Consider the following 12,994-nt stretch of genomic DNA (forward strand, 5'->3'; position numbering starts at 1 on the left):
ACTGCAGGGGGGACCCTGTGGGAGAGTAGGACGCCGCCGAACAATCATTGTGGGAAAGCCCCGCACCAGTCATGGTGCGGGGCTTTTCTGCGTTTTCAGCCGTTTACCCGCACCGCGCTGCGGGGAACGTGCGGCCGGCACTCGTATGGTGGGCTGATGGTCTACCAGCTGGTCATCTTCGACAACGACGGCGTCCTCGTGGACAGCGAGCCGCTCTCCAACACCATCCTCGCCGAGTACCTGACCGAGGTCGGGCACCCCACCACGTACGAGGACTCCCTGCGCGACTACATGGGCGGCGCCGTGCACCGGGTGCACGACCTCGTCCAGGAGCGCACCGGGCAGCGGCTGCCGGAGGGCTTCGACCAGGTCCTCCACGAGCGGATCTTCGCGGCGTTCGCCCGCGAGCTCCAGCCCGTCCCCGGGGTGACCGACGTGCTCGGGGAGCTGTCCGCGCACGGCATGCCGTACTGCGTCGCCTCCTCCAGCAGCCACGAGCGGATCCGCGTCGCGCACCGTGCCGCCGGACTGGACGAGTGGTTCGAGGAAGAGTGGATCTTCAGCGCCGAGGAGGTCGGGCGGGGCAAGCCGGCGCCGGACCTCTTCCTGCACGCCGCCGACATGATGGGCGTGCACCCCTCCCGGTGCGTGGTCGTGGAGGACAGCCCGCTCGGGATCGAGGCCGCCCGGGCCGCCGGCATGGACGTCCTCGGCTTCACCTCCATGGTCCCCGCGGCGAAGCTCGCCGGGGCCACCGCCTGCTTCGGGGAGATGAAGGAGCTGTCCGGCCTCCTCGGATTCTCCGTGTGATCTCTCTACCCACGGGTAGCCGCGGGGCCTACGCTGTGCCGCCATGACAGATGACGTGCGGCTGCGGCGGGGCCGCGGTGCCCTCGGGTTCAGCTTCTTCGTTCAAGGGGTCACCTTCGCCCTGCTCGTGACCCGCATCCCGGCCATCCAGGACCAGTACGGGATATCCGACGGGCTGCTGCCCGCCTTCCTGGCCGCCGTGCCCGTCCTCGCCGGGGTCTCCAGCGTCGCCGCCGAGCACCTGGTGAAGCGGGTCGGGGCCGGCACCGTGCTGCGGTGGGCGCAGCCCGTCGTGCTGCTGGCGCTGCTCGGTGTCGGGGCGGGCAGCCGGATGTGGCACGTGGCCGTGGCGCTCGGGGTGTTCGGGCTGGCGGTCGGGGCGCTGGACGCCTCGATGAACATGCTCGGGGTCAGCCTCCAGCGGGCGTACGGGCGTTCCATCATGCTCGGGTTCCACGCCGCGTACAGCCTGGGCGGGATCGTCGGGGCGTCGGCGGCCTGGGCGGGGGCGCACTGGCACCTGGCGCTGTTCACCGGGTACCTGCCGGCCGTGGTGCTGCTGCTGCCGCTGGCCCTGCTGGGGAGCCGGTACTACGTGGACGCGAAGGGCGGTCCGGCGGGGGCGGAGGCCGCCGAGGGGTGGCCGGCGCGGGGCGGGCGGCTGCTGCTGCCGCTGTGCCTGGTGATGGCGTGCGCGTACATCGGGGACTCGACGGTGGCGAACTGGAGTGCCAAGTACCTCCAGGACGTGCTGGGGAGCTCAGAGCAGCTGTCGACCGTCCCCTACAACGTGTACATGGTGACCACGCTCATCGGGCGGGCCGTCGGGGACCTGGGGGTGCGGCGGTTCGGGGCGGTGGCCGTCGTGCGCTGCGGTGCGGTGGTGGCGGCGGCCGGGTTCGGGGTGGTGGCCGCGGCTCCGGGGGCGTGGACGGGGATGCTCGGGTTCACGCTGCTGGGGATCGGGCTGTGCGTGATCGTGCCGCAGACCTTCGCGGCTGCGGGGCGGCTGTTCCCGAACGCCTCGGACACGGCGGTGGCGCGGCTGAACATCTTCAACTACGTGGGCTTCCTGATCGGTTCGCCGCTCGTCGGGGGGATCGGGGACGCCTGGAACTACCGCGGCGCGATGCTGGTGCCGATGGTGCTGGTCCTCGTCACGCTGCTGTACGCCCGCTCGTTCGGCGCTGTGGACCGGGCCCGATACGGTGTGCGGCATGAGCGGCGAGCCGGTGACCGGGCTGTTGATGTGGGACGAGGCGGTAACGGGGTATGACTTCGGACCCGACCATCCGATGGACCCGGTGCGCCTGGCGCTGACCATGGGCCTGGTGCGTGCTTTCGGGCTGGACCGGGAGATGGAGGTGCGGGCGGCGCCGGCGGCCGGGGATTCCACGCTGCGGCTGGTGCACCGCGAGGACTACGTGGCGGCGGTGCGGGAGGTGTCGGCGGACCCGGGGGCGGCCGACGGCTCGTACGGGCTGGGGACGGTGGACGATCCGGCGTTCCACGGGATCCACGAGGCGTCCGCGCTGATCGCCGGGCAGTCGGTGGCGGGCGCGGAGGCCGTGTGGCGGGGTGAGGCCGGGCACGCGGTGAACTTCGCGGGCGGGCTGCACCACGCGATGCCGGGCGGGGCGGCCGGGTTCTGCGTGTACAACGACGCGGCCCTGGCGATCGCGCGGCTCCTGGAGCTGGGGGCGGAGCGGGTCGCGTACGTGGATGTGGACGTGCACCACGGGGACGGGGTGCAGACGGCGTTCTGGGACGACCCGCGGGTGCTGACGGTGTCGCTGCACGAGCATCCGCGGACGCTGTTCCCGCAGACGGGCTGGCCGCAGGAGACGGGTGGTCCGGCGGCGGAGGGGAGCGCGGTGAACGTGGCGCTGCCGGCCGGGACCGGGGACGAGGGGTGGCTGCGGGCCTTCCACGCGACGGTGCCGGAGCTGCTGGCCGACTTCCGGCCGCAGGTGCTGGTGACGCAGCACGGGGCGGACACGCACTTCGAGGACCCCCTCGCGCACCTGGCGGTGTCGCTGGACGCGCAGCGGGCGGTGCAGGAGGCCTGTCACGCGCTGGCGCACGAGTACGCGGGCGGGCGGTGGCTGGCGCTGGGCGGTGGCGGGTACGCGGTGGTGGACGTCGTGCCGCGGTCCTGGACGCACCTGGTGGGGATCGCGGCGCACCGGCCGGTGGACCCGGCGGCGATGGTGCCGCAGGAGTGGCGGGACGAGGTGTACGCGCGGACGCGGCAGCGGGGGCCGGCCCGGATGACGGACGGGCGCGAGGTCGCGTGGCGGGACTGGGACGCGGGGTACGACCCGGCGGACCGTACGGATCAGGCCGTTCTGGCGACGCGTCGGGCGGTGTTCCCGTTGCGGGGGATGCTGATGTGACGGGCGGTCAGGGCGTGGCGTTGTTACGCCAACTGTGCGGCGCTCGCCGATAACTGATGATCCGGCAGGTTCCGTGCGGCAGCATCGGAGGGTGTTGAGCGAGGGCGCGCTGCGCGCGCATCTGCTGGCGGCCCGGCTGGCCGGGCCGGTCGCCACCACGCGGGAGGAGAGCCTGCGCAGCTACCGGCTGTTCGCGGCGCGGGATCCGCGGGTGCTGCTGGGGCTGGATCCGGACGGCCGCTGGGACGTGGGTGCGCTGCTGGGGCTGATGGCGGACCGGTGCGGGGTGTCGGCGGATCCGGCGCAGGTCGGCGGGTGCGACGTGATCGATCCGGGGCGGACGGTGGCCGCGCTGGGGGTGTTCGCGGAGCGGCTGCGGGAGGCGGCCGGGGCGCGGTCGCCGGTGCTGCTGGGCACGGGGCACCCGCACCGGCTGCTGGGTTTCTACGCCGGATTGGCGGGGGCGCTGTCGGCGGCGGGATGTGTTGTCCTCACCCCGGCGCAGGGGGTCCATGTCGACATGGCGACCCGGTTCGGCGTACGCGGGCACCGGATCGATTACGTACGGGGAGTCGCACTGGTGCGGGAACCCGGCGCGCGGGGGGCGGCGAGTGCCACCGGCGCACACACCCATTCTCCGCTCCCGGTTCGGGTCGCGCTGGAGGCGCTGGCGCGGTCCGGGGGGCCGCTGCCGGAACTGGTCGTGGGTGATCACGGGTGGGTCTGCGGTGCAGGTCAGCTGGGTGTGGAGGCGATCGGGCTGGCTGATACGGACGATCCCGCGCTGTTCGTGGGCGAGGCCGAGGGGCGGGTGGCGGCGGTGGTTCCGCTTGATGACGCGGTGCGTTCGGCGGCCTATGGACCGCTCGCGCGCTTCGTGGTGCAGCGGGCGGGGCTGCCGGTGCGTCAGGAGTGGCCGTAGCTCCTCTTCCCCAGCCGTATCACGCGCCCCTACTCTGGGGAGTGAGCGTGCGACGACGAGGAGTAACCGGAGGGGAAGCCGGTGCCCGTCATGCGCGGAAGGTCAAGGTGGGTGTCATGGCTGCTGGCGAGAGGCCTCTCAGTGAGGTTCAGTTCCTGACCGTGGCGGAGGTCGCCTCGGTGATGCGAGTGTCGAAGATGACCGTGTACCGCCTGGTGCACAACGGTCATCTGCCCGCGATCCGGGTGGGCCGGTCCTTCCGGGTCCCGGAGAACGCGGTCCACGAGTACCTCCGGGAGTCTTACGTGGGGGTGGAGTCGGCCTGAGAATGAGGCTCGGGCAACGCCTGCGGAAGGCTCGGATTACAAGCTCGGAGCTCGGGCGGGTAGGCTAGGCCGACGTAGGTCGTGTGGGCCCAGACGCCCCGCACCAGTGAGAAGAAGTGAGCGAGGGTAGTCGTGGGCTCTGTTATCAAGAAGCGGCGCAAGCGGATGGCTAAGAAGAAGCACCGCAAGCTGCTCAAGCGCACCCGCGTCCAGCGCCGTAACAAGAAGTAAACGGCAGCTGTACGTGTTTCCCGCAGCCCCTCCACCATCCTGGTGGAGGGGCTGCGGTGCAGCCGGGGGTACTTCTCGAGGGAGGCGCTGAGCTCGTGGGGAAGGTCGTGCTCGTCACCGGGGCTGCCCGGCAGCTGGGGGGCCGCTTCGTGCGCCGCGTCCAGCGCGACCCGGAGGTGGAGCGGGTCATCGCGGTCGATGCCGTGCCCCCGCCGCACCGGCTCGGCTCGGCCGAGTTCGTGCACGCGGACATCAGACGGTCTTCGATCGCCCGGGTGCTCGCCGAGCACGCGGTGGACACGGTGGTCCATCTGGCGGTCACCGGGGGCGCTCCGGGGACGCCGGGCGGGCGCAGCGCCGTCAAGGAGACGAACGTCATCGGGACGATGCAGCTCCTGGGCGCCTGCCAGAAGTCCCCGACGGTGCGGCGGCTCGTGGTGAAGTCGAGCACCAGCGTGTACGGGGGCACGGCGCGGGATCCGGCCGTCTTCACGGAGACCACGCAGCCGAAGTCGCTGCCGTCGGCCGGCTTCGCGAAGGAGGCCGCCGAGGTCGAGGGGTACGTACGGGGTTTCGCGCGCCGGCGGCCGGACGTGGCGGTGTGCGTGCTGCGCTTCGCGAACATCCTGGGGCCGTTCGCGGACTCGGCGCTGGCGGAGTACTTCTCGATGCCGGTGATGCCGACGGTCCTCGGCTACGACCCGCGGCTGCAGTTCGTGCACGAGGACGACGTGGTGGACGTGCTGCGGCTGGCGGCCGGGGAGCCGCGGCGGGGGACGCTGAACAGCGGGACGTTCAACATCGCGGGGGACGGGGTGCTGCTGCTGTCGCAGTGCGCGCGGCGGCTCGGCCGTCCGGCGGTGCCGCTGCTGCTGCCGGCGGTGACGTGGGTGGGGCAGGCGCTGCGGGCGGTGGGGGCGACGGACTTCTCGCCGGAGCAGATCCGGCTGCTGACGCACGGCCGGGTCGTGGAGACGGCGCAGATGCGCGAGGTCCTGGGGTTCCGGCCGCGGTACACGACGGCGGAGGCCTTCGCGGACTTCGCGCGGAGCCGGGGGAACGGGCTGCTGCCGCCGGAGCGGGTGGGGCGGGCCGTGGACCGGGTGGCGGGGCTGTTGAAGGTGGACGAGGGAGTGGAGCGGTAGTGGCGGACGCCAAGGTCATTCCGTTCGGCGAGGACCGGCCGCGCAGGCGCGGCGGCGGTGCGCGCGGTGCGCGGGCGGTGGACGCGGTGGCGGCTCCCGCGCGGCCGCCGGAGCCCGGGCCGCCGGAGCCCGGGCCCCCGGAGCCCGGGCCGCAGGCCGCCCCGGTGGAGCCGCTCGCGCCCGTGGGGGCGCCCGCGGCGCGGGCCGGCGGTGCGGGGGAGTGGGACCGGCGGATCGCGGGCGGGCTGGCGTTCCTGCGGCGGCGGATCACGGGCGAGTACGAGGTCGACGAGTTCGGCTACGACAAGGAGCTGACGGACCAGGTCCTGATGTCCTTGATGCGGCCCCTGTTCGACAAGTACTTCCGGGTCGAGGTCAAGGGTGTGGAGAACATCCCCAAGGAGGGCGGGGCGCTGATCGTGGCGAACCACTCGGGGACGCTCCCGCTGGACGGGCTGATGCTCCAGGTCGCGGTGCACGACCACCATCCGGCGGAGCGGCACCTGCGGCTGCTGGCGGCGGACCTGGTGTTCATGCTGCCGGGGGTCAACGAGCTGGCGCGCAAGGCCGGTCACACGCTGGCGTGCGCGGAGGACGCGCAGCGGCTGCTGGAGGCCGGGGAGCTGGTCGGGGTGATGCCGGAGGGCTTCAAGGGGATAGGGAAGCCGTTCGGTGAGCGGTACAAGCTGCAGCGGTTCGGGCGGGGCGGCTTCGTCTCGACGGCGCTGCGGGCGGGGACTCCGATCGTGCCGTGTTCGATCGTGGGGGCGGAGGAGATCTACCCCATGATCGGGAACGCGAAGACGCTGGCGCGGCTGCTGGGGCTGCCGTACTTCCCGCTCACGCCGACGTTCCCGTGGCTGGGGCCGCTGGGGGCGGTGCCGCTGCCGACGAAGTGGACGATCCAGTTCGGGGAGCCGATCGCGACGGACGGGTACGCGGCGGAGGCGGCGGAGGACCCGATGCTGATGTTCAACCTGACGGACGAGGTGCGGGAGCGGATCCAGCACACGCTGTACAAGTTGCTGGTGCAGCGGCGGTCCGTGTTCTTCTGAGGGCATGGGGGAGAGGGGGGGGGCGCCCCCGCGGGGGGGGCCCCCCCCCCCCGACGGGGACACAGCGGGGGAGGCCCGGGGGGGACCGCCACCGCGCCCCCTCTCCGTACGTCCTACTCGGCGTCTTCCGCCTTGATGCCCAGACCTGGGAGCAGGTTGGGGAGGAGGGGCGGGATGGTGATGTCCGGCTGGGGGAGGCCGGGGGCCACCGGGGAGGCCGGGGTGGACTGGCCGCCCTGGGCCGGCGGGTGGAGCAGGTCGCCCGTGCCGCCGAGGAGGCCGGTGCCGGGCGCGGGGGCCTGGCTGCCCTGGGAGCTGGGGGCCGCGGGGGCGGAGGGCTGTGCGGGGGCGCCCGAAGCGGTGCCGGGCTGCTGGTGCTTGCCCGGGGCCGTGGGGGTGTCCGCCGTGGACGGGCCGGAGCCCGCTCCGCCGCGGTTCTGCTCCGGGGGCTTCGGCAGCAGGCCCTGGAGCGGCTCCACGTCTTCGTCTATGGCCTGGAAGACCGAGGTCACCTGGTCGCCGACGTCGTGGAGCTGGGGCGGCAGGTTGGAGCGGAGCCGACCCCACGCGTCGCGGTGGGAGCGGGAGAACGAGGACAGCGTCTGGATCGGGCCGAGCGAGCCGTCCCGTTCGTAGGCCGCCTGGAGGAGCCGGTGGCCCTCCGCCGCGTCGTGCTGCATGCCCGCCAGGGCACGCCGGATCTCGCCCAGGACCTCGTGGTCCAGGGGGCCTGAGCGGCCGCGCTCCATCAGCCTGCGCGCTTCCGACAGGCGGTTGGAGGCCTGGTCGAGGTAGAGCTCGCCCCGGTCCGCGTCCTCGTCGGCCAGGCCCAGCTTGAGGTCCTCCATGCCCAGCTTGACCGGGTAGAGGGAGTCACCGGGCAGGGCGTCGGTGCTGGCAGCGGCCACTCCGCTGAAGGCCCCGGCGGCCACACCCACGGTGAGGCCGCCCGCTGCGATGCCCTTGGACCAGCGGGAGCGGGGCCGCAATTTCCGGAGCGAGGTCGCCCGGTGGGCGCCACGGCCGGCCCGCTGCTCGGGCACCTGAGGGTCCGCGGCGGCCCCGCCCCCGGCCCTCTCCTCCATCACCATGGCCTCCATGGCGGCGACGAGCTGCGCTCGTTGCACCACTTTGACCTCGGGGTCCAGCACCGGGCGCGGCATTCTTTCGCCGAGCACGCTCGCCAGGGCCAACAGCCGGTCGTGGTCGGCAGATTCGGCAGGTGCCTCGGACTGCTCGGCCGCCGGTTCCGGTTCCGAAAGGTCGGAAGGGGTCCGATCCTCCAGGGCCTGGGCGAAGGCGTTCGCCCGCCGGTGCGGAGTCACGTTCGCGATCACTGGCGGCACCTCCTCTCGTCATGACGATCGACTCCCCCAGGTGTCCGGAAGGTTGCCTTCCTTGAGCACATCCACACTTTCGAGTGAGCGGCTTCGGGCAGGGCGTGTCCACAGGGAGCCTGCATTCCGCACAACGAGCGGCGCGGCACTTGGGTTACGGACGAAGGATGATCGGACCACAGCCGCATTGAGGGGTCACCGGGTGTGAGGTTGTCGTGTTTTTTCGTGGCGTGTTCGCCCGGGTCAGCGGGCGTCGTCGGGCAGCAGGCGGGCCAGGGTGCGGACCGCGCGGTACTGGAGCGTCTTGATCGCGCCCTCGTTCTTCCCCATGACCCGTGCGGTCTCGGCGACCGAGAGGCCCTGGAGGAAGCGCAGGGTCACGCACTCCTGCTGCTGCGGGTTGAGTTTGCGCACGGCTTCGAGCAGCGCCGCGTTGGACAGGGACTCCAGGACGGAGTCCTCGGGGCTGCGCTCCACCTCGTTGGCGTCGAGCATCTCGCCGGTGGTGACCTCCAGGCGGAAGCGGCTGGACTTGAAGTGGTCCGCCACCAGGTTCCGCGCGATGGTCACCAGCCAGGCGCCGAAGTCGCGCCCCTGCCAGGTGAAGGTGGAGATGCGGCGCAGCGCGCGCAGGAAGGTCTCACTCGTGAGGTCCTCCGCGGTCGCCTTGCCGCCGACGCGGTAGTAGATGTAGCGGTACACCGTGTCGCTGTACTGGTCGTAGAGGCGGCCGAAGGCCTCGGCCTCGCCCGCCTGGGCGCGTTCGACCAGGTCCATCATGCGGGCCTGGTCGCTGTCCGCCGTGGGGCGGCGGGCGGTGGGCGCGCTCGTGCCGCCGCCGGCGGCCGAACCCGCGCCGGCGCGGCCTCGTCTGCCCACCGTCGCTCCGCCGTCGGTGAGGGCGTAGCACGGGCCGGCCGGGCCGAGGCCGGCAGGGACGGCGGCGAGGGCGGGGACGGCGTACGCGGTGGGGACGAAGCCGCGCAGGTGGTCGAGGACCGTTGCGCGCAGCGTAGCCAGGCCCGAGGCGTCAACCCCGACAGGTGGGTACACGGGACTCCCAGAGGCAGAGCTTCCATCACGTGCAGTGCGGGACCGTTCACCCGTCGTGGCGACAGGCGGGCGGCGGCATGCGTTTGAGGAGAATAACGCTTCGTACAGGCAGCGCTACACCCAGTTGCTGAAATCACCGGTTCCGACACTTCTGTTGCGTGTCCAGGGCATATTCAGGGCGGGGTGGTGATCGGTTATTGATCACTTGGGTGCGCGGAATGGAAGCTTCCGGTGTGGCCCGCGACCGAGTCGGGCAGGCCGGAGTGCCGCGCCGACGGCGCGGGTAGAGGGGAGCGAATGGCCACCGGGCCGCCCGCGGCGGGGGCGGGGCCCGGCGTTGCTACTTGCGGCGGCGGTGCAGGGCGATCGCGGCGGCCGCGCCGCCCGCGATCGCGCCGACGCCGGCGGCCGCCGGGACGCCGACCTTCACGGCCTTGCGGCCAGTCCGATAGTCGCGCAGCCGCCAGTCGTGGGCGCGGGCATGCTTGCGCAGTTTTGTGTCGGGATTGATCGCGTACGGATGCCCGACCAGTGACAGCATCGGGATGTCGTTGTGCGAATCGCTGTACGCGGCGCAGCGCGCGAGGTCCAGGTCCTCGGCGGCGGCCAGGGCGCGCACCGCCTCGGCCTTGGCGGGGCCGTGCAGCGGCTCGCCGACCAGGCGGCCGGTGTAGACGCCGTCGACGGACTCGGCGACGGTGCCCAGGGCGCCGGTCAGGCCGAGGCGCCGGGCGATGATCGTGGCGGTCTCGACGGGGGCGGCGGTGACGAGCCAGACCTTCTGGCCGGCGTCGAGGTGGGCCTGGGCCAGGGCGCGGGTGCCCGGCCAGATCCGCTCGGCCATGTACTCGTCGTAGATCTCCTCACCGATCGACATCAGTTCGGAGACCTTGTGGCCCTTGACGATCGACAGGGCGCTGTCGCGGGCGTCCTGCATGTGCTCGGGGTCCTCGACCCCGGCGAGCCGGAACCAGGCCTGCTGCCAGGCGAAGCGGGCCAGTTCGCGGCGGCGGAAGAACTCGCGCTTGTAGAGGCCGCGGCCGAAGTGGAAGATCGCGGCGCCCTGCATGACGGTGTTGTCGAGGTCGAAGAAGGCGGCGGCGAGGTCGTCGCCGGGGACGGGGAACGCGGGCTCGGGCGCCGTTTCCCCGGCGGTCGTCCCGGGTGCGTCGGTGGTGGAGTGGGTTCCGGTTCCGGTTGCGGTTCCCGGGGCCTCCGGCGCCGCCGGCTCCGCGGGGGGTGGGGCGTCGGACCGCGCGGACTTGCGGGCGGCCTCGGCCGAGGCCTCGCCTGCCAGCACGCTCCGCGCTGTCGCGGAGCGTCTACGGGGGGTGAGCCATCCCAGAGCGGCCATGACGCGAGCATAGCCATTGTGTTCGGGAGTTCCCGAACCGCCGGGAAACAGGGCGGTTAACTCTTCGGGCACGTGGGCCCGGCGCGGGACAATGGCGGCATGAGCCCTTTGCTGCGACGTAAGGAAAAGAAGAGTCCCGGGGAGCGGATGGTGACGCTCATCGGGAAGCCGGGGTGCCATCTCTGCGACGACGCCCAGGAAGTGATCGAGAAGGTGTGCGCCGAGACGGGTGCGCAGTGGGAGAAGAAGGACATCTCGCAGGACGAGGAGCTCTACCGCCGGCACTGGGAACAGATTCCGGTCGTGCTGGTGGACGGCGAGCAGCACACCTTCTGGAGGGTGAACCCGGACCGTCTTCGACGGGCATTGGGAGCCTGACCCTCCGGGCCGTTACCATCATGGGCGATTTATGGGGACACGGGGGCGTATCGATGAGGAGTGTGTACCGTTTTGCCCCCCTCGGGAATTGAACGGGTTCGGCCCGTTCCCGGGTCAGGCCCCGTGCGCCCAGCCTGCGTGACCCCGGTCACTTTGCTCGGACAAAGCGGACACAATCTTTGTGCACGCGTTCACAAAGACATAGCCTGCTTCCGACGGGGCGGTCCTGGGACAAGAGGCCGCCTACAGCCCCGCTCATCCCGCAGGAGCATCGTGGCAACTGGCCGAACTCACCGACCGGCGACCCGCAGCCGAGGTATTCCCGAGGCCACTGTCGCCCGGCTTCCGCTGTACCTGCGCGCACTCACCGCGCTCTCCGAGCGCTCGGTGCCCACGGTCTCCTCCGAGGAGCTCGCGGCCGCCGCCGGAGTCAACTCCGCGAAGCTGCGCAAGGACTTCTCCTACCTCGGCTCCTACGGCACCCGTGGCGTGGGCTACGACGTCGAGTACCTCGTCTACCAGATCTCCCGCGAGCTCGGGCTGACCCAGGACTGGCCCGTCGTCATCGTCGGCATCGGCAACCTGGGCGCCGCCCTGGCCAACTACGGCGGTTTCGCCTCCCGCGGCTTCCGCGTGGCCGCGCTGATCGACGCCGACCCGGCCATGGCCGGCAAGCCGGTGGCCGGCATGCCCGTGCAGCACACCGACGACCTCGAGAAGATCATCGAGGAGAACGGCGTCTCCATCGGGGTCATCGCGACCCCGGCGGGCGCCGCGCAGCAGGTCAGCGAGCGGCTGATCGCGGCCGGGGTCACCTCCATCCTGAACTTCGCGCCCACGGTGCTGTCCGTGCCGGAGGGCGTGGACGTGCGGAAGGTCGACCTGTCGATCGAGCTGCAGATCCTCGCGTTCCACGAGCAGCGCAAGGCCGGCGAGGAGAGCGGGGGCGCGGCCGAGGGTGCCGCGGATTCCGGTGCGGGTGCGGGTGCGGGTGCCGGTGCCGGTGGGACCGGGGCCGCTCCGGCCGCCGCCGTCGAGCCGCCGGCCGGGCGGGGCGCGGCCTCCGCGCGCAAGGGCGGGCCCGAGGGCGACGTCCCGGCGGTGATGCCGGCATGAGTCTGCTCGTCGTTGGCCTGAGCCACCGCAGCGCGCCGGTGAGCGTGCTGGAGCGGGCCTCGCTGTCCGCCGACGCCAAGGTCAAGCTGCTGCACGACACCCTGGCCGCCGAGCCGGCGGCCGAGGCGACCGTGCTCGCCACCTGCAACCGGATCGAGCTGTACGCCGACGTGGACAAGTTCCACGCCGGTGTCGCCGAGCTGTCCACGCTGCTGGCGCAGCACAGCGGGGTGGCGCTGGAGGAGCTCACCCCGTACCTGTACGTCCACTACGAGGACCGGGCGGTGCACCACCTGTTCTCGGTGGCGTGCGGGCTGGACTCGATGGTCGTCGGCGAGGGTCAGATCCTCGGGCAGATCAAGGACGCCCTGGCGCTGGGGCAGGAGCTCCACACCGCCGGGCGGCTGATCAACGACCTGTTCCAGCAGGCGCTGCGGGTCGGCAAGCGGGCGCACTCCGAGACCGGGATCGACCGGGCCGGGCAGTCGCTGGTGACCTTCGGTCTGGAGCAGCTGGCCGTGCGGGAGCCGGTCGCGGACTGGGCCGCCGGGAAGCGGGCGCTGGTGATCGGCGCCGGGTCGATGTCCTCGCTGGCCGCCGCCACGCTGGCGCGGGTGGGGGTCGCGGAGATCGTGGTCGCCAACCGGACCGCGGAGCGGGCGGAGCGTCTCGCGGAGATTCTGGTTGCCTCGGGCACCGGTGTCGCTGCGCGGGCCGTGCCGATGTCCGCCGTCGCGGATGAGCTGGGGCTCGCCGATGTGGTGGTGTCCTGTACGGGGGCCACCGGGCTGGTGCTGACCGGGGACGACGTGGCCGCGGCGGTGTCGGGTGGCCCTGCGGCCGGCTCGGGGGGGGGGGGGGCCCCCCCCCC

Annotated in this window: 14 protein-coding genes; 11 read left to right on the forward strand and 3 right to left on the reverse strand. The window is 72.4% G+C overall.

Annotated features, from left to right (window positions below):
- The first annotated feature begins 156 nt into the window (after nucleotides 1–156).
- From ACFVXK_RS31715 to ACFVXK_RS31750, 8 genes are all read left to right on the forward strand, one after another.
- The gene (locus ACFVXK_RS31715) at nucleotides 157–810 is read left to right on the forward strand and encodes an HAD family hydrolase (protein WP_389618472.1); all 654 of its coding nucleotides are present in this window, start codon (nucleotides 157–159) and stop codon (nucleotides 808–810) included.
- Nucleotides 811–853: 43 nt separating this feature from the next.
- Nucleotides 854–2,086 carry an MFS transporter gene (locus ACFVXK_RS31720; protein WP_389618475.1) on the forward strand — a complete coding sequence of 411 codons (1,233 nt, stop codon included), beginning with the start codon at nucleotides 854–856 and terminating at the stop codon, nucleotides 2,084–2,086.
- Entirely contained in the window at nucleotides 2,058–3,206 is a 1,149-nt protein-coding gene (locus tag ACFVXK_RS31725; RefSeq protein WP_389618506.1) for an acetoin utilization protein AcuC, read from the forward strand. Before ACFVXK_RS31720 ends, ACFVXK_RS31725 begins: the two co-directional genes overlap by 29 nt.
- Nucleotides 3,207–3,297: 91 nt before the next feature.
- Entirely contained in the window at nucleotides 3,298–4,128 is an 831-nt protein-coding gene (locus tag ACFVXK_RS31730; protein ID WP_389618478.1) for a phosphatase, read from the forward strand.
- Between the two features lie 116 nt (nucleotides 4,129–4,244).
- Nucleotides 4,245–4,454 carry a helix-turn-helix domain-containing protein gene (locus ACFVXK_RS31735; RefSeq protein WP_008738568.1) on the forward strand — a complete coding sequence of 70 codons (210 nt, stop codon included), beginning with the start codon at nucleotides 4,245–4,247 and terminating at the stop codon, nucleotides 4,452–4,454.
- 132 nt (nucleotides 4,455–4,586) lie between these two features.
- On the forward strand, nucleotides 4,587–4,685 hold the full coding sequence (locus ACFVXK_RS31740; protein ID WP_003948845.1) for a 30S ribosomal protein bS22: 99 nt from the start codon (nucleotides 4,587–4,589) through the stop codon (nucleotides 4,683–4,685).
- A 95-nt stretch (nucleotides 4,686–4,780) separates the two neighbouring features.
- Nucleotides 4,781–5,830, forward strand: coding sequence for an NAD-dependent epimerase/dehydratase family protein (locus tag ACFVXK_RS31745; protein ID WP_389618482.1), 1,050 nt, complete (start codon nucleotides 4,781–4,783; stop codon nucleotides 5,828–5,830).
- Nucleotides 5,830–6,885 carry a lysophospholipid acyltransferase family protein gene (locus ACFVXK_RS31750; RefSeq protein WP_389618485.1) on the forward strand — a complete coding sequence of 352 codons (1,056 nt, stop codon included), beginning with the start codon at nucleotides 5,830–5,832 and terminating at the stop codon, nucleotides 6,883–6,885. Before ACFVXK_RS31745 ends, ACFVXK_RS31750 begins: the two co-directional genes overlap by 1 nt.
- Nucleotides 6,886–6,998: 113 nt before the next feature.
- Here ACFVXK_RS31750 and ACFVXK_RS31755 read toward each other — a convergent pair whose 3' ends face one another.
- The 3 genes from ACFVXK_RS31755 to ACFVXK_RS31765 form a co-directional block, all read right to left on the reverse strand.
- The gene (locus tag ACFVXK_RS31755; protein WP_389618488.1) at nucleotides 6,999–8,222 is read right to left on the reverse strand and encodes a DUF5667 domain-containing protein; all 1,224 of its coding nucleotides are present in this window, start codon (nucleotides 8,220–8,222) and stop codon (nucleotides 6,999–7,001) included.
- 243 nt (nucleotides 8,223–8,465) lie between these two features.
- Nucleotides 8,466–9,275, reverse strand: coding sequence for an ECF subfamily RNA polymerase sigma factor, BldN family (locus tag ACFVXK_RS31760; RefSeq protein WP_389618491.1), 810 nt, complete (start codon nucleotides 9,273–9,275; stop codon nucleotides 8,466–8,468).
- Nucleotides 9,276–9,615: 340 nt separating this feature from the next.
- Nucleotides 9,616–10,629, reverse strand: coding sequence for an HAD family hydrolase (locus ACFVXK_RS31765; RefSeq protein WP_389618494.1), 1,014 nt, complete (start codon nucleotides 10,627–10,629; stop codon nucleotides 9,616–9,618).
- Nucleotides 10,630–10,728: 99 nt separating this feature from the next.
- On the opposite strand from ACFVXK_RS31765, the gene ACFVXK_RS31770 reads away from it, so the two are divergent.
- The 3 genes from ACFVXK_RS31770 to hemA form a co-directional block, all read left to right on the forward strand.
- Nucleotides 10,729–11,007: a glutaredoxin family protein gene (locus ACFVXK_RS31770; protein WP_389618497.1), complete on the forward strand. Its 279-nt coding sequence runs from the start codon at nucleotides 10,729–10,731 to the stop codon at nucleotides 11,005–11,007.
- 273 nt (nucleotides 11,008–11,280) lie between these two features.
- Entirely contained in the window at nucleotides 11,281–12,123 is an 843-nt protein-coding gene (locus ACFVXK_RS31775) for a redox-sensing transcriptional repressor Rex (protein WP_389618500.1), read from the forward strand.
- The coding region (gene hemA, locus ACFVXK_RS31780) for a glutamyl-tRNA reductase (RefSeq protein WP_389618503.1) at nucleotides 12,120–12,994 on the forward strand (875 nt) is incomplete at its 3' end. The genes ACFVXK_RS31775 and hemA, both read left to right, overlap by 4 nt.

Source organism: Streptomyces sp. NPDC058157, assembly GCF_042884105.1.
Lineage (GTDB): Bacteria > Actinomycetota > Actinomycetes > Streptomycetales > Streptomycetaceae > Streptomyces.

Bases quoted from the DNA above. Each gene is read 5' to 3' on its own strand.
- ACFVXK_RS31715 (WP_389618472.1), top strand. From the start codon at position 157: ATGGTCTACCAGCTGGTCATCTTCGACAACGACGGCGTCCTCGTGGAC.
- ACFVXK_RS31720 (WP_389618475.1), top strand. From the start codon at position 854: ATGACAGATGACGTGCGGCTGCGGCGGGGCCGCGGTGCCCTCGGGTTC.
- ACFVXK_RS31725 (WP_389618506.1), top strand. From the start codon at position 2,058: ATGTGGGACGAGGCGGTAACGGGGTATGACTTCGGACCCGACCATCCG.
- ACFVXK_RS31735 (WP_008738568.1), top strand. From the start codon at position 4,245: ATGGCTGCTGGCGAGAGGCCTCTCAGTGAGGTTCAGTTCCTGACCGTG.
- ACFVXK_RS31765 (WP_389618494.1), bottom strand. From the start codon at position 10,629: ATGGCCGCTCTGGGATGGCTCACCCCCCGTAGACGCTCCGCGACAGCG.
- ACFVXK_RS31770 (WP_389618497.1), top strand. From the start codon at position 10,729: ATGAGCCCTTTGCTGCGACGTAAGGAAAAGAAGAGTCCCGGGGAGCGG.